The sequence below is a fragment of the Trinickia violacea genome (assembly GCF_005280735.1).
Classification (GTDB): domain Bacteria; phylum Pseudomonadota; class Gammaproteobacteria; order Burkholderiales; family Burkholderiaceae; genus Trinickia_A; species Trinickia_A violacea.
Map to the genome: position 1 here is coordinate 2,562,470 of NZ_CP040077.1, position 15,866 is coordinate 2,578,335.

15 protein-coding genes are annotated in these 15,866 nt (G+C 65.3%); 5 read left to right on the plus strand and 10 right to left on the minus strand.

Going from position 1 to position 15,866, the window contains the following annotated elements:
- Nucleotides 1-3: 3 nt before the first annotated feature.
- The 3 genes from boxB to FAZ95_RS11615 form a co-directional block, all read right to left on the minus strand.
- A complete protein-coding gene (gene boxB / locus FAZ95_RS11605; RefSeq protein ID WP_137332586.1) occupies nucleotides 4-1,431 on the minus strand; it encodes a benzoyl-CoA 2,3-epoxidase subunit BoxB in 1,428 nt (475 codons plus the stop codon).
- A gap of 57 nt (nucleotides 1,432-1,488) precedes the next feature.
- Complete coding sequence (gene boxC, locus FAZ95_RS11610) at nucleotides 1,489-3,150, minus strand: 2,3-epoxybenzoyl-CoA dihydrolase (protein ID WP_137332587.1); 1,662 nt, start codon at nucleotides 3,148-3,150, stop codon at nucleotides 1,489-1,491.
- Nucleotides 3,151-3,273: 123 nt separating this feature from the next.
- Nucleotides 3,274-4,233, minus strand: coding sequence for a helix-turn-helix transcriptional regulator (locus FAZ95_RS11615; RefSeq protein WP_137332588.1), 960 nt, complete (start codon nucleotides 4,231-4,233; stop codon nucleotides 3,274-3,276).
- 165 nt (nucleotides 4,234-4,398) lie between these two features.
- On the opposite strand from FAZ95_RS11615, the gene FAZ95_RS11620 reads away from it, so the two are divergent.
- From FAZ95_RS11620 to FAZ95_RS40490, 4 genes are all read left to right on the plus strand, one after another.
- A complete protein-coding gene (locus FAZ95_RS11620) occupies nucleotides 4,399-5,991 on the plus strand; it encodes a benzoate-CoA ligase family protein (protein WP_137332589.1) in 1,593 nt (530 codons plus the stop codon).
- Nucleotides 5,988-6,851 carry an alpha/beta fold hydrolase gene (locus tag FAZ95_RS11625; protein ID WP_137332590.1) on the plus strand — a complete coding sequence of 288 codons (864 nt, stop codon included), beginning with the start codon at nucleotides 5,988-5,990 and terminating at the stop codon, nucleotides 6,849-6,851. Before FAZ95_RS11620 ends, FAZ95_RS11625 begins: the two co-directional genes overlap by 4 nt.
- Before the next feature lie 108 nt (nucleotides 6,852-6,959).
- Nucleotides 6,960-7,295, plus strand: coding sequence for an ArsR/SmtB family transcription factor (locus tag FAZ95_RS11630; RefSeq protein WP_137332591.1), 336 nt, complete (start codon nucleotides 6,960-6,962; stop codon nucleotides 7,293-7,295).
- A gap of 36 nt (nucleotides 7,296-7,331) precedes the next feature.
- Nucleotides 7,332-7,460 carry a hypothetical protein gene (locus FAZ95_RS40490; RefSeq protein ID WP_302674731.1) on the plus strand — a complete coding sequence of 43 codons (129 nt, stop codon included), beginning with the start codon at nucleotides 7,332-7,334 and terminating at the stop codon, nucleotides 7,458-7,460.
- A 71-nt stretch (nucleotides 7,461-7,531) separates the two neighbouring features.
- Here the strand turns inward: FAZ95_RS40490 and FAZ95_RS11635 are convergent, their stop codons facing one another.
- The 4 genes from FAZ95_RS11635 to FAZ95_RS11650 form a co-directional block, all read right to left on the minus strand.
- Entirely contained in the window at nucleotides 7,532-9,112 is a 1,581-nt protein-coding gene (locus FAZ95_RS11635; RefSeq protein WP_137332592.1) for a methyl-accepting chemotaxis protein, read from the minus strand.
- Nucleotides 9,113-9,257: 145 nt separating this feature from the next.
- Complete coding sequence (locus tag FAZ95_RS11640) at nucleotides 9,258-9,815, minus strand: cation:dicarboxylate symporter family transporter (protein ID WP_254699675.1); 558 nt, start codon at nucleotides 9,813-9,815, stop codon at nucleotides 9,258-9,260.
- A 127-nt stretch (nucleotides 9,816-9,942) separates the two neighbouring features.
- On the minus strand, nucleotides 9,943-11,118 hold the full coding sequence (locus FAZ95_RS11645; RefSeq protein WP_137332593.1) for a UxaA family hydrolase: 1,176 nt from the start codon (nucleotides 11,116-11,118) through the stop codon (nucleotides 9,943-9,945).
- Between the two features lie 57 nt (nucleotides 11,119-11,175).
- Nucleotides 11,176-11,457 (minus strand): UxaA family hydrolase, encoded by a 282-nt coding sequence (locus FAZ95_RS11650; protein ID WP_137332594.1) that lies wholly within the window; start codon nucleotides 11,455-11,457, stop codon nucleotides 11,176-11,178.
- A 221-nt stretch (nucleotides 11,458-11,678) separates the two neighbouring features.
- On the opposite strand from FAZ95_RS11650, the gene FAZ95_RS11655 reads away from it, so the two are divergent.
- On the plus strand, nucleotides 11,679-12,437 hold the full coding sequence (locus FAZ95_RS11655) for a GntR family transcriptional regulator (protein ID WP_137332595.1): 759 nt from the start codon (nucleotides 11,679-11,681) through the stop codon (nucleotides 12,435-12,437).
- Nucleotides 12,438-12,467: 30 nt separating this feature from the next.
- On the opposite strand, the gene FAZ95_RS11660 is transcribed toward FAZ95_RS11655, so the two are convergent.
- The 3 genes from FAZ95_RS11660 to FAZ95_RS11670 are packed head-to-tail and all read right to left on the minus strand — an operon-like array spanning nucleotide 12,468 to nucleotide 15,866.
- A complete protein-coding gene (locus FAZ95_RS11660) occupies nucleotides 12,468-13,145 on the minus strand; it encodes a DUF2894 domain-containing protein (protein ID WP_137332596.1) in 678 nt (225 codons plus the stop codon).
- On the minus strand, nucleotides 13,126-13,773 hold the full coding sequence (locus tag FAZ95_RS11665; protein WP_137332597.1) for an OmpA family protein: 648 nt from the start codon (nucleotides 13,771-13,773) through the stop codon (nucleotides 13,126-13,128). Before FAZ95_RS11665 ends, FAZ95_RS11660 begins: the two co-directional genes overlap by 20 nt.
- Complete coding sequence (locus tag FAZ95_RS11670; protein WP_137332598.1) at nucleotides 13,770-15,866, minus strand: DUF802 domain-containing protein; 2,097 nt, start codon at nucleotides 15,864-15,866, stop codon at nucleotides 13,770-13,772. Before FAZ95_RS11670 ends, FAZ95_RS11665 begins: the two co-directional genes overlap by 4 nt.

Below are 15,866 nucleotides of genomic sequence, written 5' to 3' on the forward strand. Positions count from 1 at the left end.
ATTTCAGTTGAAGCGCACGTATTCGAAATCGAGGGGCTGCCCCTTGATCCCCATCGCGGGTGGCGCGATCCAGTTCGCGAACTTGCCCGGCTCGACCACGCGCCCCATCAGCGACGCCACGAACGCGCGGTCGTCCGATGTCGGCAGCCATTTCGCCTCGTTGGCCGCCCATTCCGCCTCGCTCACGACGCGACCGTCCGGCGACACGCGGATGCCCGCGAAGGTGCCGATCTGCCGGTTGAACGCCTTGTGCGGCACCGTCAGGCGGAAGTCGACGCCGGCCTTTTCGAGCACCTTGTTCCAGCGGTTCACGCCCGCGATCGAATCCTTGATGTAGTCGTCGCGCAGCACCTCGTTCATCGAGTTGAGCATCGGTGCATCGCGCTCGACGAGCTTGCCGTCTTCGACGTCGAGCAGCCGGTAGGTCTGGCCGCTCAATTGATGGTCGTCATCGCGCTTGGTCTCCTCGTAGCGGCCCTTGAGGCCCGCGCTGTAGAACGTCGCCGCGTTCGACGATTGGTCGGCGCCGAACAGGTCGATCGTCACCGAGTAGTGAAAGTTCAAGTAGCGCTGGATTGTGTCGAGATCGATCACGCCGGCCGCGCGGATTGCCGAGGCGTCCTGGGTCTTCAGCTCGTTCATGACCTGCGCGGTGCGCTGGACGACGCGCGACACGCCCGACTCGCCGACGAACATGTGATGCGCTTCCTCGGTCAGCATGAACTTCGTCGTGCGCGCGAGCGGATCGAAGCCCGATTCGGCGAGCGCGGAGAGCTGGAACTTGCCGTCACGGTCCGTGAAGTACGTGAACATGAAGAACGCGAGCCAGTCGGGCGTCTTCTCGTTGAATGCGCCGAGAATGCGTGGATTGTCGTCGTCGCCGGAGCGCCGGCCGAGCAATGCTTCGGCCTCCTCACGGCCGTCGCGGCCGAAGTAGCGATGCAGCAGGTACACCATCGCCCACAAATGGCGGCCCTCTTCCACGTTCACTTGGAACAGATTGCGCAGGTCGTACAGCGACGGCGCCGTGAGGCCCAGGTGACGCTGCTGCTCGACCGAAGCGGGTTCGGTGTCGCCCTGCGTGACGATGATGCGGCGCAGGTTCGCGCGATGCTCGCCCGGCACGTCGTGCCACGCGGCCTCGCCCTTGTGCTCGCCGAAATGGATCTTGCGCTCGGCATCACCCGGCGCGAGGAAGATGCCCCAGCGGTAATCGGGCATCTTCACGTAGTCGAAGTGCGCCCAGCCGCCCGGATCGACGCTCACTGCCGTGCGCAGATAGACATCGAAATGGTGCGAGCCTTCCGGCCCCATGTCGGACCACCAGGACAGGAAGTTCGGCTGCCATTGCTCGAGCGCGCGCTGCAGCGTGCGGTCGTCGGCCAGGTTGACGTTGTTCGGGATCTTCTCGCTGTAGTTGATCGTGGACATGTCAGTACCTTGTGAGGGGTTCGTCGAGTGCGGACCGGACGCGTTTCGGCCGGCACATCAAACGCGGGCCGCGTCGAACTGCGCCTTGGCGCCCTTGCCGTACACCTTGAGGGCGCCCTTCTCGCCCACCGCGTTCGGCCGGTTGAAGATCCAGTTCTGCCACGCGGACAAGCGCCCGAAAATGCGCGTTTCCATCGTCTCCGGGCCGTTGAAGCGCAGGTTCGCTTCGAGCCCCGTCAGCGCGTCGGGCGACATCGCCGCGCGCTCTTCGAGCGCGATGCGGATTTCGTCGGCCCAGTCGAGGTCGTCGGGCGCCGCGGTCACGAGGCCGAGCCGCTCGGCCTCGGCGGGCTTGATCGGCTGGCCGATCGTTGCGCGCGCGGCGTCGAGCGGCACGGCCTCGTCGTAGAAGCGGCGCGCGAGGCGCGATTGGCGCGTGACCATCGGATAGAGGCCGAAGTTGACCTCCGACAGCGTGATCGCAGGCTCTTCGTCCTCGTTGGCGGGCAGCGCCGCCATGTAGCTGCGGTCGGCGGCGAACGCGAGTTCCGCGAACGTGCCCGCGAAGCACGAGCCCGGCTCGATCAGCGCGAAGAGCGAGCGCGACGACACGTCGATGCGCGCCAACGTGCGGCGCAGCATGCCGATCGTTTCCCGCACGAACCAGTGATCGCGATGGGCCATCAGGGACGCGTCCGCCGCGAGCACCGTCTTCGCGTCGCCTGCGGTCTTGAAGATCCACGTGCCGATGTCGAGTTCGTTGGTGCGCATCGAGAGGATCGCGTCGTCGAGTTCGCGGGCGAATTTCAGCGGCCACCAGTTCGCGCCGGCTGCGACGATGGCGTCGATATCCGCGGGCGGGGCGCCTGCAGGCGCTTTTGCGGTAAACGTCGCGGTGCGCTTGGCGCGATCGATCGTCACGTCGACGGTGTCGTAGGCGAGGCTGTCCTCACGTTCTGTGCGCTCGATGCGGGTCAATGCGATGCCTTTGGCCTCGGCGGGCCGGTCGCTTTGCGCTGCCAGTTCGAGTGCGCGGGCGTGAATCGCCTGCTCGAACTGATTGGGCTTCACGACCTCGTCGACGAGCCGCCACGCCTTCGCGCGCTCGCCGCGAATGCCCTCGACCACCGTGCAAAAAATATCGGCGTGATCGTGCCGCACGCGGCGCTTGTCGGTGAGGCGCGTCAGGCCGCCCGTGCCCGGCAGGACACCCAGCAGCGGCACCTCCGGCAGCGCAACCGACGACGAGCGGTCGTCCACGAGCCAGATCTCGTCGCAGGCCATCGCGAGTTCATAGCCGCCGCCCGCGCACGAGCCGTTGACCGCCGCGACGAACTTGAGCCCCGATTCGCGCGACGAGTCTTCCATGCCGTTCCTCGTCTCGTTCGTGAACTTGCAGAAGTTCACCTTCCAGGCGTGCGACGAGAGGCCGAGCATGAAGATATTCGCGCCCGAGCAGAACACGCGGTCCTTGAGGCTCGTCACGACGACCGAGCGGACCTCCGGATGCTCGAAGCGGATGCGCTGAAGCGCGTCGTGCAGCTCGATGTCGACGCCCAGGTCATAGGAATTGAGCTTGAGCTTGTAGCCGTCGCGGATGCCGCCGTCTTCGGCGATGTCGATGCCGAGCGTGGCGACCGGGCCGTCGAACGTGAGCTTCCAATGCCGGTATTGCGAGGGGTCGGTGCGGTAGTCGACACGGGACTGCGGTGCAGACATGGGCGTCTCCTGGTGTTCGCCATCGTTTCGATGAACGATAGTGCACACAAAGAGACACGTAAAGCATTTTAATGCATACACCACGGCAACCTAGGGTAAACCTCGTCGCACTCCTTCGCGTGGCTACGTCTCGGCCGCGAGGCGCGCAGCAAGCCGGTCGCGAAGCTGCAGATAAGCATCGGCGAGCGTCTTGTCGCTCGTGTCGTACGCCATGTCGGCGCGGCCGTACAGCTCGCTGCGGCCGGCGAGAATCCGCTTGAGGTCGTCCATGGCTTCGCGGTTTCCGGACATCGGCCGCAAGTCGCCTTGCGCGATCACGCGCTGCATGTGCTCTCCCGGCGACGCTTGCAGCCAGATCGTGAAGCAGTGCGCGAGCAGCATGCTGAACGTGGCCGGCTCCGACACGAGCCCTCCAGGCGAAGCGATCACCGCCCGCGGATGCTCGGCGATCACCCCTTCGAGGGCCCGGTGCTCGTAGCGCCGGTACGCGCTCGCCCCGTAGAGCGAATGGATCTCGGACGGCGGGCAGCCCGCGAGCTGCTCGATCACGCGGTTCAGCTCGATGAACGGCACCTTGAGCTCCTGCGCGAGCATCCGGCCCAGCGTCGACTTGCCCGCGCCGCGCAAGCCGATGAGGGCGAGGCGCTCCTTGCGGTGCGGATCGGCCGGCGCCGCCTGCAGCAAGTCCTCGAGCGCAACGCGGCAGCGATGCAAGGCGGCCTGGTCGCGATCCTGCAGCAGCTCGCGGATCAGCAGCCATTCGGCGGACGACGTCGTGACGTCGCCGATGATCTCCGCAAGCGGGCAGCCCAGCGTGGACGCGATCTGCCGCAACACCTGCACGGACGGATTGCCGACGCCCGATTCGAGGTTGGCGAGGTGCCGCTCCGAAAGCCCCGTCTCGGTCGCGAGCGTCTTGCGCGTCATGCCGCGCCTCGCGCGCAGCAGGCGCACGCGCTCGCCCATGGCGGCCATGAACGGGTCGCGCTCCACCGCTTCGGCGTTGCGCGCCTCGTTATCCGCGGTCTCCTGCGCTGCGCTTTGCGCATCGGACTGCGTCACTTCAGGGTAAACCTGCTTCATGTTTATCGTTCCACGACTTCGGTATATGCACTATAGTGCGTGACACGCGCGATTGCAGTCGCTAATTTTCGCGAAAATACCGATACCCGACAAATCGGAGTGCGCCGCATAAGCAGCCACCTAAGCAGCCACCTAAGCGGCCGCATGATCGGACGGAGACGAAACATGATGGAGCCCGCCACGACGGCGCCCGCGAAAGCGGCCGCCCCGCCCGCCTTGTTCAACTTCGCCGCGCATGTTTTCGGCTTGAACGCGTCGAGGGCGGAGAAAACCGCGTACATCGACGACTACGGCGCGACCACCTACGGCGAACTCGAATCGCGCTCCCGCCGCTTCGCCGCCGCGTTGCGCCGGCTCGACGTGCACCCCGACGAGCGCATCCTGCTCGTCATGCTCGATTCGGCGGATTTGCCCGTCGTCATTCTCGGTGCGCTTTACGCGGGCGTCGTGCCGGTCATCGTCAACACGCTGCTGACGCCGGCCGATTACGTCTACATGCTGACGCACAGCCGGGCACGCGCAGTCGTCGTGTCATCCGCGCTGCAGGCCGTCGTCGCCGAGGCGCTCGCCGAATCGGGCCTCGACCAAAGCCTGCAGATCGTCGCGCGGCAGCCCTCCGAACCCGAGTGCGCCGGGCACGACCTGCGCGCGCTGATCGACGCGGCCGAGCCTGCGCCTCACCCGCTCGCGACCCACGCCGACGACATCGCATTCTGGCTCTACTCCTCGGGCTCGACCGGCAAGCCCAAGGGCACCGTCCACACCCACGCCAATCTCTATTGGACGGCCGAGCTGTACGGCAAAGCGATCCTCGGCATTCGCGAAACGGATGTCGTGTTTTCCGCCGCGAAGCTGTTCTTCGCGTACGGACTCGGCAATGCCTTGACGTTCCCGCTCTCGGTCGGCGCGACGACTGTGCTGATGGCCGAGCGCCCGACGACCCATGCCGTGCTGCGGCGCATGGTCGAATACCGGCCGACCGTCTTCTACGGCGTGCCGACCTTGTACGCGAACATCATGGCGTCGCCGAGCCTGCCCGCTCGCAGCGAAGTCGCGCTGCGCATCTGCACGTCGGCCGGCGAGGCGCTGCCGAGCCAGATCGGCGAGCGATTCAGCGCGCACTTCGGCTGCGAGATCCTCGACGGCCTCGGCTCGACCGAGATGCTCCACATCTTCCTGTCGAACCGGCCCGGCGCGGTCCGCTACGGCACGACCGGCGTTCCCGTGCCCGGCTATGAAATCGAGCTGCGAGACGAACATGGCCGTCTCGTTGCCGACGGCGAGATCGGCGATCTCTACATCAAGGGCCCGAGCTCGGCCGTGATGTACTGGTGCAACCGCGAGAAATCGCGCGCGACCTTCCTCGGCGAATGGGTCAAGAGCGGCGACAAGTACCAGCGCCTTGCCGACGGGCATTACGTGTACTCCGGCCGCAGCGACGACATGCTGAAAGTCAGCGGCCAGTATGTTTCGCCGATCGAGGTCGAGATGGCGCTGATGCAGCACGAAGCGGTGCTCGAAGCGGCGGTCATCGGCGTCGATCATGGCGGGCTCGTGAAGACCTGCGCGTTCGTCGTGCTGAAGCAAGAGCACGTGGCGGACGATCGGCTCGCGGACGAGATGAAGGCGTTCGTCAAATCGCGCCTCGCGCCTTTCAAGTATCCGCGGGAGATTCAATTCGTCGACGATCTGCCGAAGACGGCCACAGGTAAAATCCAGCGCTTCAAGCTTCGCGAGCAAGCCAACCGTCAAACATGAACACGACAGCACACGACGCCACGATCTCGCCTGACGCGGGCTTTGCCGAGCTGACCGCCACTGCCGGGCGGCCGGCGCTTCAGCTCGAATATCGATGGCTGAATCGCGATCGGCAAGACGCGCCCATCGCCCTGTTCCTGCACGAGGGACTCGGTTCGATCGCGATGTGGAAGGACTGGCCGCAGACGCTCTGCGACCGGCTCGGCATGCGCGGCCTCGTTTATTCGCGCCCCGGATACGGGCGCTCGACGCCTCGACCGCACGACGTCAAATGGCCCGTCGATTTCATGGCGTATCAGGCCCACGACGTCCTGCCGGCGTTCCTCGATGCGCTCCATATCGACGCCGCCGAACGCGCGCGCATGTGGCTGATCGGCCATAGCGACGGCGGGTCGATCGCGCTCTTGTACGCGGGCGCATTTCCTGACGCGTTACGCGGCGCGGCCGTCATCGCACCGCACGTGTTCGTTGAGGACGTGACGGTCGAAAGCATTGCGGAGGCAAAAGTCCTCTACGAATCGACGGACTTGCGCGCGCGCCTCGCCCGCTATCACGCGGACGTCGATTCGGCGTTCTACGGCTGGAACGACATCTGGCTCGATCCGGCCTTCCGCAACTGGACGATCACCGATGCGCTCGCGGCGATACGATGCCCGCTCATCGAGATTCAAGCCGAGGACGACCACTACGGAACGATGGCGCAGATCGAAACGATCGCGCATCGCGTCCCGCATTCGCGCTTATGCAAGCTCGCGCATGGCGGGCACTCGCCGCATCGCGACGCTCCGGAAACCCTGACGGACGAAATCTCCCGCTTCGTCGCAAGCGTCGAGCGCGGCGGCGCGCGTTCGCCTGGCTGACCGCTGGGGGCGCGGGCGGCTAGCGTTCATTTCGGCTCAATTAATTTATATTTTTATATAATGTCTTTTTAGATAACTTCGGGCACCGTGCCAGGCCCGGAAATCCCCATGAGCGAATCCCTTTCTCCCGCCGGACTCAAGGCACTGAGGCAATCCGCCTCCAAGTGCTGCGCCCTTCTCAAAGCGATGGCCCAGGAGGACCGCTTGTTGCTGCTGTGCCAGCTGACCGAAGGCGAACACAACGTAGGCGAACTCGAAGCGGCCGTCGGCCTGCATCAACCGAGCCTTTCGCAACATCTCGGCGTCCTGCGCGACGAAGGGCTCGTCAGCGCGCGGCGCGAAGGCAAGTTCATGTACTACAGCCTCGCGAGCGCCGAGGTCGTGAGCATCATGCAGACGCTGTCGAGCCTCTATTGCGGCAAAGTCAAAGGACGCTCGAAATAAGAAGCAACCGAAAAGGTCGATCCGGATGCATCGCTTTTGACGAAAGGCATTGCGGCTGTGGCAGGGTTCAAGGGAGCGGGCGCCCTGGAAGATCTGGTGGAAAAAAAGAAAGAGGAAGAAGCCAGCAACACCGACAATACCGAAGGCAGCCAACCTCAAGCCTGACCTTGTCGAGCGGGCCTAGTCCGCTCTCGGCCGGGGACGCGGCTAGCCGCGTCCCGGTCCGCTGCCAAGTCTCAACGTTGCATTGAGAGCGCGTTCGCCGCCGTCTCGCGAATCTTGAACTCCCGGACTGCCCGCGCGAGGCTCGCGGCCTGATCGTGCATGCTGTGGGCCGCCGCCGATACCTGCTCGACCAAGGCCGCGTTCTGCTGCGTCACGGTATCCATCTGCGCGACCGCCTGGTTGACCTGCTCGATGCCCGTGCTCTGCTCGGCCGACGCCGCCGAGATCTCCGCCATGATGCCGGACACCTGCTTGACCGATTGTACGATCGCTTCCATCGTCCTGCCCGCTTCGCCGACGAGCGTCGCGCCGCCCTGCACCTTGCTCGCCGAATCGCCGATCAAAGCCTTGATTTCCTTCGCCGCCGCTGCGCTGCGCTGCGCCAGCGTGCGGACTTCGCCCGCCACCACCGCGAAGCCGCGCCCCTGTTCGCCCGCGCGCGCCGCCTCGACGGCCGCGTTGAGCGCGAGAATATTCGTCTGGAAGGCGATGCCGTCGATGACACCGATGATGTCCGAGATCTTGTCCGAGCTCGCCGAAATCTCCTCCATCGTGCTCACGACGCGACTCACCACGTCCCCGCCGCGCGCGGCGATGTCGGATGCCTTGGCCGCGAGCGCGGTGGCCTGCGTCGCACTCTCCGCGTTGTTCCGCACGGCGCCCGTCAGTTCCTCCATGCTGGCCGCCGTCTCCTGCAGCGACGCCGCCTGCTCTTCGGTGCGCGACGACAAGTCGAGATTGCCCGCCGCGATCTGCTGCGCCGCGGACGTGATCGACTCCGTGCTCGCGCGAATCTCGCCGATCACGGACGACAGATTCGTTTGCATGCTGGCGATCGCATGCAACAGGCTGTCGTCGTCTCCTGGCTGCAATTGCACCGCCGCTTGCAGATCGCGGCTCGCAATCCGGGTCGCGATCTGCGCGGCATAAGCCGGCTCGCCGCCGAGGCTTCGCTTGATGTTGCGCATGATCAGCAGCATCGCGATCGTCACCGCCGCGCCGATCGCGGCCAGCACGGCCAGATTGATCAGCAGGTTCCGGTAAAAGGCTTGATTGATGTCCTGCATGAAGACGCCGGTGGCGATGGTCCAGTCCCACGGCTCGAAGTATTTGACGAACGTCACCTTGGGCGCGCGCGTGTTGGTGCCGACGAGGATGCCCTCATAGTCCACGTAGCCCTCGCCTTCACCACGCGCGGTCTTCACCATGTCGACGAACAGCAGCTTGCCGTTCGTGTCGCGCACGCTGCTCACGTCCTTGTTGCGCAGGCTCGCGTTGGTCGCGTGCATCACGACGACGGGACGCGAATCGAGAATGAACAGATAGCCGTCGGTGCCGTAGCGCATCGTCGACAGACGCTGCTTGGCCTCCTGCTGCGCGGCATCCGTCGACAGCTTGCCGGCCGCCGCTTGCGCCGCGTAGTCCTTGACGATGTCGTCGGCCGTATCGACGATGTTCTTGATGTCGGCGCGGCGGTCGCGAATCATCGTGCCGCGCTCCTGCAGCGCACCCCAGCCCCCGAGAAGCAACAACCCCAGCCACATGAGCGTAAGCGCGGACCAGAGCTTGGCATTCAGACTGATACGTTTCATCAGGAATCTCAACTAAGGAGTTCGATTTTTTATACGCACAGCAACAGCATCATTAACGGCAGCATCGCGGAAACATTGAGCATTGCCTGCTCCGCCTTACCCGCTCGACTTGCACCGTAAGCTCGGCGTTAGTTCGAGCTCTCGCTTACAGGCCCCACGCGGACGACGCTGTCGGCATCGGACGCCGCCGACTCGCCGGCTTCGTCTCCATGATCGAGAGCGCAATGCCGAACAGCACCGAAAACAGCAGCACTTGCAGCAGGTTCCCGCTTGCGAACGCGCCGATCACCGAGTTCGGCACGATCTCTTCGAGCAAGCCGGTCGACGCCCCGGCATGAGCCTCGGCGACGTAGCGGCTCACGGCGTGCGCGTCGAGCGCTTTCGGGTCGATGTTCATGCCCGCGCCCGGATGCGCGACGTTCGCAACGACCAGCCCGAGCACGAGTGCGACCGTCGTGACGGCCTCGAAATACAGGATCGTCCTCAAGCCCACGCGGCCGACATGCTTGAGGCTCTCCATCCGCGCGATACCCACGGTCACGGTGCAGAAGACCACGAGCGTGATGACCATCTTGATGAGCCGGATGAAGGTGTCGCCCAACGGCTTCATTTGAATGCCGAAGTCAGGCGCGAAGAAGCCGACGAGAATGCCGGCGGCCAGTCCGATCAGGACTTGCACGTAAAGATGTTTGAGCAGGCGCAAGGTCGTGTCTCCTCAACTCGCTGCTGCACAGTGGGTAGCGCCGAATGGCGCGGAGCGCGGCGAGCTCGTCTTGCCCCCGCCGCACTCCGCGCCTTTATTCAGGGGCTGTCGCCCCCTTCGGTATCGCTCACGCGCTTTCGAACAACCGCGTCAGTACGAACTCGCGATGACCCAGCGCTTCAGCAGCCGTCCAGCGGCCGCTGATCGTCGCAAGCATCGCTTCGAGCAGCTTGTCGCCGGCCTGATCGAGGTTTTGTTCGCGCTGCAGAAGACCGGAGACGTCGACGTCGATATGCTCCGACATCGTGCGCACCGTGCGCGGGTTCGCGCAGATCTTGATGACGGGCACGATCGGATTGCCGATCACGTTCCCCTGCCCGGTCGGGAAGAAATGCACGGCGAAGCCTGAAGCCGCGCACAGCGTGACCATCTCGGCGGCAGCCGACGACGAATCCATGAACCAGAGCCCCGGTCCGGCCGGCACTTCGGCCTTGTCGAGCACGCCGTCGATCACGCACTTCTTGCCGATCTTCTGGATGTTGCCGAGCGCCTTCTCTTCGATTGTGGTCAGGCCGCCCGCGATGTTGCCCTTCGTCGGTTGGGATTCCGAAAGGTCGTCGGTCTTCCAGCGATTGATCATGTCCTGGTAGCGATCGAACATGAACTGGAAGCGCTCGCGCACCTGATCGTTCGCGCAGCGTGCGGCCACGATCTGCTCGCCGCCCGTCAGCTCCGACGTTTCGCCGAAGACGAGCGTGGTGCCGAGGCCGTAAAGCTTGTCGAACGCGTTGCCGACCGTTGGATTTGCGCCGCAGCCCGAGGTCGTGTCCGATTCGCCGCATTTCGTCGACACCCACAGATCGGCAATCGGGCACGTCTCGCGCTCGAGCGAGGTGGCGTACTGCACCATGTCCTTGGCCGCTTTCGACGCGCGCATGATCGTGTCGTGATCGCCGTGCAGCTCGATGCCGAAGCCCATGACCGGCTTGCCGGACTTCGCGATGCCGTCGACCACGCGCTGGGTCCAGCCGTCCTCGATGCCGATCACCACCACGGCGGCGACATTCGGATTGCACCCCGCGCCGATCAGCGTACGGAAATGCAGGTCGAGATCGGCGCCGAACTGCAGGCGCCCGTAAGGATGGGGCAACGCCATCGTGCCCTTGATGTTGTTTTCGACGGCTTGCGCGGCTGCGTTCGACAAATCGTCGACCGGCAGGATGACCACATGATTGCGCACGCCGACGCGCCCATTGGCCCGGCGATAACCGCGAAAAGTCGTGTTGGAATCGATCACGCTCATGGTGCCTCGCTGTTCTGGCTTGACTGAAAGGAAGGGTTGCCGCAGAGGATGCGGCGCTTACCAGCGCTTCGTCTTGATGTTGTGCACGTGAGCGTGCTCGCCGGCGGCGATCGGGGCAACGACGCGGCCGATATCGACGCCGTACTTGTAGACGGTATCGCCGACGTTCATGTCCTTGAGCGCGACCTTGTGGCCGATCGGGATGTCCTGCTTGGCGACGACGGTGATGACCTCGTCGTCGTCCATGATCCACGCGCTCAACCGCTCGCCTGCCTTGATGCCCTCCACGACCGCCACGCCGACGGTGTCCTTCGACTCGTGCAACACGATATGGATCATCTTTCGCTCCTGGGGTGAGGTTGAGCCTGCATCTTCGTCAACTATATCATCTATATGTGTAACGTCAACCACGCAAGGTAGAATCCCAACGACAAGCCGGCCGCCGAGGGCCGGAATCCAATAATCAAGGGAGGTGTTATGAACTGCCCCCACGTTCACTATCGTTCACTGCCCCCCGAGGGGGCGATTGCCTCCCTTGGGGCGGCCCGGCGGGAGGCAATATGAACGCGCGTACGTTGGGTGTCTCCGCCGTGGGCGGAACGCGCTACAAGGAAGTGAAGAACGCGCTGCTGGCGGCGCTCGCCGCGCAGGAGTGGAAAGGCGGGGAAGCGATTCCGTCGGAAAAGCGTCTGTCAGAACGCTTCGGCGTATCGATCGGCACGCTGCGCAAGGCCATCGACGAACTCGTCGCCGACAACATCCTGATCCGCCACCAAGGGCTCGGGACGTTCGTGGCCCAGCACCAGCGCGACCAGCACTACTTCCGGTTCTTCCGGATCACTCGGCAGGACGGCGACAAAACCTACCCCACCGTCGAACTCGTCGCGTTCAAGAAGGCGAAGGCAACGCGCGAGGTGGCCGAGTTGCTCGACATCGAACCGGGCGCACGCGTGTTGACGTTTACCAATCGGCTCGCGCTGCACGGCGAGGCCATCATCGTCGACACCATCACCGTCGCCGAATCCCGCTTTCCGGGATTGACCGAGGCCGCGCTGCGCGGGCGTTCGAGCACGCTCTACAACTTCTATCAGGAAGCGTACGGCATCAACGTGGTCGGCACCAGCGAGCGCGTGCGCGCCGCGAGCGCCAACGCATTCGAAAGCGAGCTGCTCGGTCTCGCGCAAGGCGACCCGCTGCTCGAGGTGCGGCGCGTCGCTTACTCGTATCACCAGTTGCCGGTCGAAGTGCGCATCTCGCACGTGAACACCGAGCGCTATGAATACGTGGTCGGGATGACGTCGCGTGACGAGTCCGCCTGATGGCGTATCGGCACTTGGATTGAAAAGGTATTAGCGCGGCTTGCTGCGCGCACTCTTCTTGGCGCTTGCTGCGCGAGGCGCCTCTTTAGCCGGCGGAGCAGCGACAGCGGTCATCTGCTCCAGCCATGACAAGGCGTCCGCGTACGCAAGGAACTGCCGCAAATAGCCCGGGGACAACTCGCGCATCAGCGAGAGCGACCGGTGCACGAGGCTGCTCGAATTGAGCGGACCGGCGTTCTTGGGCACTTGGTACTCCGATTGCCGCAACTGCCGATCGGTGCTGACTTTGGACCAGATCTCGCGGAACTCGTCGAGCATCGCCAATTCCGGATAGGAGCGCGGCGTGGGCCCTGCATTGTTGCCCGCGGATAACCCGCCTTCTTCCGATGCGCGGCTGGCCGCGATGGACTCGACCAGGTCTTTCAGACCCTTCCCCGTCCCAAGCGCCGTTTCACGCGACGATGCCGCGTTGAGACCGTCGCCTGCGTTGGACGCGGCGCACTCGAGATCGCCCGCATAGGCATCGAGCAGCGCGGACAGCTTCTCGTCCAACATGCGCCGCGCCGCGCCGCTATGCGCGGCCGAGCGCCGCTCCAACGCATCGATGAAACGAAAGCGCACGGGGTCCAGGCGATCGGCACCGCGCTCGCGCCACGCGTCGAGCGTCGCCCGGGCGGATGCGCCGCCGTTATTCACCGTGTCCGCCATTGGATGCGGTCGGCCTCGGGACCGGCGCGATTTCCACGCGCCGGTTCTTCGCCCGCCCCGACTCGTCGGCATTCGAGCTGACGGGCTGCTCGGAGCCGAACGCCGCCGCAAAGACCGACGAGGCCGGCACGCCTTCGTCGATGAACGCGCGCGTCACCGTCAACGCACGCTGGGCCGACAGCTCCCAGTTGTCGGCGAAGCGGCGATTGCCCGAGCGCACCTGCTGGTCGTCGGCAAAGCCGCTCACCATCAGAATTTCGTCGCGGGACTTGAGGTAGGCCGACAGCGGCCCGGCCAGGCTCTTCAACAGCTCGCGGCCTGCGGGCTGCAATTGATCCGAGTTCAGCGCGAACAGCACGCTGCCGCTGATGCCGATGCGCCCATTGACGAGCGTGATCCGCCCTGCCGCGAGCGGGCCCGCCAGCGCCTGTTCGAGCGTCTTGCGGCGCTGCGTTTCCAGTTGCCGTTCCTTGACCTCTTTCTCGAGATTGGCCGAGAGCTGAAGCTGGATGCCGATCACGCAGACGAGGATCAGCACGAAGGCGCCCAACAACGCCGACATCAAGTCGCCGAACGCGGCCCAGATCGGCGCGGCCGGTTCCACCCCGCCGTCGATGTCTTCCATCATGCCGGCTCCGCTCCGGCAGCGGCCTCTCGACTGGCAAGCTGCTGCAAGTCTTCGATGATCTGCTTCTGCGACAGCAGGCTCAGGTCGATGACTTCCCGCGCCTGCGCCACGTAATAAGCCAGCTGTTCGTCGCTGCGCGCGAGCGACTTGTCGAGCGCGGCTTCGATCCGCTGCAGGTGGGCCACGAGCTTGTCGTTCGACTCGCCGAACATCTGCACGGCCGCGCCGAACGCCTCGCCCAGGCTCGCCACTTCGACGGCGCCGCCGGTGACCTGCGCCGCCACCTCGGAGAGATGGCGCGTTTCGGCTTCGACCTGGTCGGTGAACCGGCTACCGACACGGTCCAGCAGATCCGCCGACGTGGCGACCAGCGCGTCGACCGCCGAGCGCTGCTCGGTCGACGCATGGTTCACGGCATCGAGCAGCGTCTCCAGCGTGTCGAGCAGGCGGGCGCGCTCCGCGAGCATCGCCGTGTCGCGCGCCATGCTGTCGGCGAGCTTCTGGCGCAGTTCGGCGACGACTTCGGCCGCGGCCCTCGGCGCTTCCGAGGCGGCCTCCACGAGCCGCGAGATCTCGGCGATCGTGCCGCTCGCGTGCGCCTGTGTCTGCCCGGTGATGTCGCGCGCCGTGCGCGCGAGCGTCTCGCAGATGTCCTGTTGCTGGCTCGCGGTGCGCGCGCTCGTTTGCGCCCACTCCTCGCGCAAACCGGCGGCCATCGTGGCGAGCGACTCGGTCCAGGCCGCGAGGCGCTCCTGATCACGCGACGCCAGTTGGGTCTGCAAGTCGGCATGCGACTGGTTCATGGCGCCAAGCAACGACGCCGAGTGCTGCTCGAACACCCCTGCGGCCGCAGTCAGCGCGTGCTGGTTGTGCTCCGCCATGGCCCCGCTGACGCGCTCTTGCCGCGACAGCGCCTCGTTCCATGCCTCCGACACATGACCGGCGGTCGCGTCCAGGCGCGCGGAAACGCCATCCAGCAGGCTCGCCGAGCGATGCTCGAAGGTTTCGGCGAAGCGCTCGAGCGACGCGCGCAGCTGCTCGGCAAGCGCTTCGCTCGAGCGCTGGTGCCCGGCCAGCGCCTGGTTCCAGATATCCGCGACGTTAGCGGCTGCCGTCTCGAAACCGGTCGACAGCCCGTGCAGCTGCCGCTCGACGGCGTGCGTCACCGTGTCGTGCAGCGTGGCGGTCTCGCGCTTGAGACCGTCCATCGTCGCCGCCACGACGGGCTGGAGCGCCGCGCTTGCCGCGCGGGCGCCGTCGGCAACGCTCTCCTTGAGCGATTGCCCCACGGACGAAGCAAGACGCGTATAGGCGGCCTGTGCGTTGTCGAGGAAAACTTGCTGGCTTGCGATCTGCCGTTCGCTCAACGCGAGGCTCTGCTGCTCGATCGCCGACATCATCGTCTGCAAACGATCGACCAGCGCAGGCATCGCCTCGGCCTGCCGCTGCAGCAGCTTGAACGACGCCTCGCGCTGATGGGCGTGCGAATAGACGCGCAACGTGGTCGCGATCTTCACGTCGAGCTGCTGCGCCGCCTCGATCCGCTCACGGCGGCACAGCGCGGACAGCAGCCCCAGCATCGCGGACGTGGCGACACCCGCAATCGACGTGCCGAAGGCAAAGCCGAGCCCCTTCACGGGCGCGGCGAGCGACGCGCGAATCGCGTCGAGATCCGTCGCGCTTTCGAGCGCGGCCCCGGTGCCGCGCAAGGTCGCCACCATGCCGAGCAGCGTGCCCAGCATGCCGAGCAGCACGAGCAAGCCGACCAGATACGGCGTCAGCGCCGGGCCGGGCAAGGCGGCACGCTCGCCGTCGATACGCACTCGCACCGCGCTGCGCAGGCTGGGATGCAACGCGTCGAGCCAGGCGCCGAGCCGCGGCGGCGGCTCCGACAGACCGGCGACGGCACGCGCGAGCGTCGACGTCGCCTGCTGATAGCGCCGCAATTCGAAGGCGCCCGCCAGGTAGCACGCGCCGATCAACAGCGTGACGGCGAGCGCGAGCGGGTTCGATCCGATATAGCCGGCGCCGATCCAGCACACCGCGAAAAGACCTGCAAAGAAAACAACGAGATCGATACGAAATTTGGACAT

Coding starts and splice junctions, on each gene's coding strand:
- FAZ95_RS11620 (WP_137332589.1), top strand. CDS start 4,399: ATGATGGAGCCCGCCACGACGGCGCCCGCGAAAGCGGCCGCCCCGCCC.
- FAZ95_RS11615 (WP_137332588.1), bottom strand. CDS start 4,233: ATGAAGCAGGTTTACCCTGAAGTGACGCAGTCCGATGCGCAAAGCGCA.
- boxC (WP_137332587.1), bottom strand. CDS start 3,150: ATGTCTGCACCGCAGTCCCGTGTCGACTACCGCACCGACCCCTCGCAA.
- FAZ95_RS11655 (WP_137332595.1), top strand. CDS start 11,679: ATGAACGCGCGTACGTTGGGTGTCTCCGCCGTGGGCGGAACGCGCTAC.
- boxB (WP_137332586.1), bottom strand. CDS start 1,431: ATGTCCACGATCAACTACAGCGAGAAGATCCCGAACAACGTCAACCTG.
- FAZ95_RS11670 (WP_137332598.1), bottom strand. CDS start 15,866: ATGTCCAAATTTCGTATCGATCTCGTTGTTTTCTTTGCAGGTCTTTTC.
- FAZ95_RS11650 (WP_137332594.1), bottom strand. CDS start 11,457: ATGATCCATATCGTGTTGCACGAGTCGAAGGACACCGTCGGCGTGGCG.
- FAZ95_RS11665 (WP_137332597.1), bottom strand. CDS start 13,773: ATGATGGAAGACATCGACGGCGGGGTGGAACCGGCCGCGCCGATCTGG.
- FAZ95_RS11625 (WP_137332590.1), top strand. CDS start 5,988: ATGAACACGACAGCACACGACGCCACGATCTCGCCTGACGCGGGCTTT.
- FAZ95_RS11630 (WP_137332591.1), top strand. CDS start 6,960: ATGAGCGAATCCCTTTCTCCCGCCGGACTCAAGGCACTGAGGCAATCC.
- FAZ95_RS11645 (WP_137332593.1), bottom strand. CDS start 11,118: ATGAGCGTGATCGATTCCAACACGACTTTTCGCGGTTATCGCCGGGCC.
- FAZ95_RS11660 (WP_137332596.1), bottom strand. CDS start 13,145: ATGGCGGACACGGTGAATAACGGCGGCGCATCCGCCCGGGCGACGCTC.
- FAZ95_RS11635 (WP_137332592.1), bottom strand. CDS start 9,112: ATGAAACGTATCAGTCTGAATGCCAAGCTCTGGTCCGCGCTTACGCTC.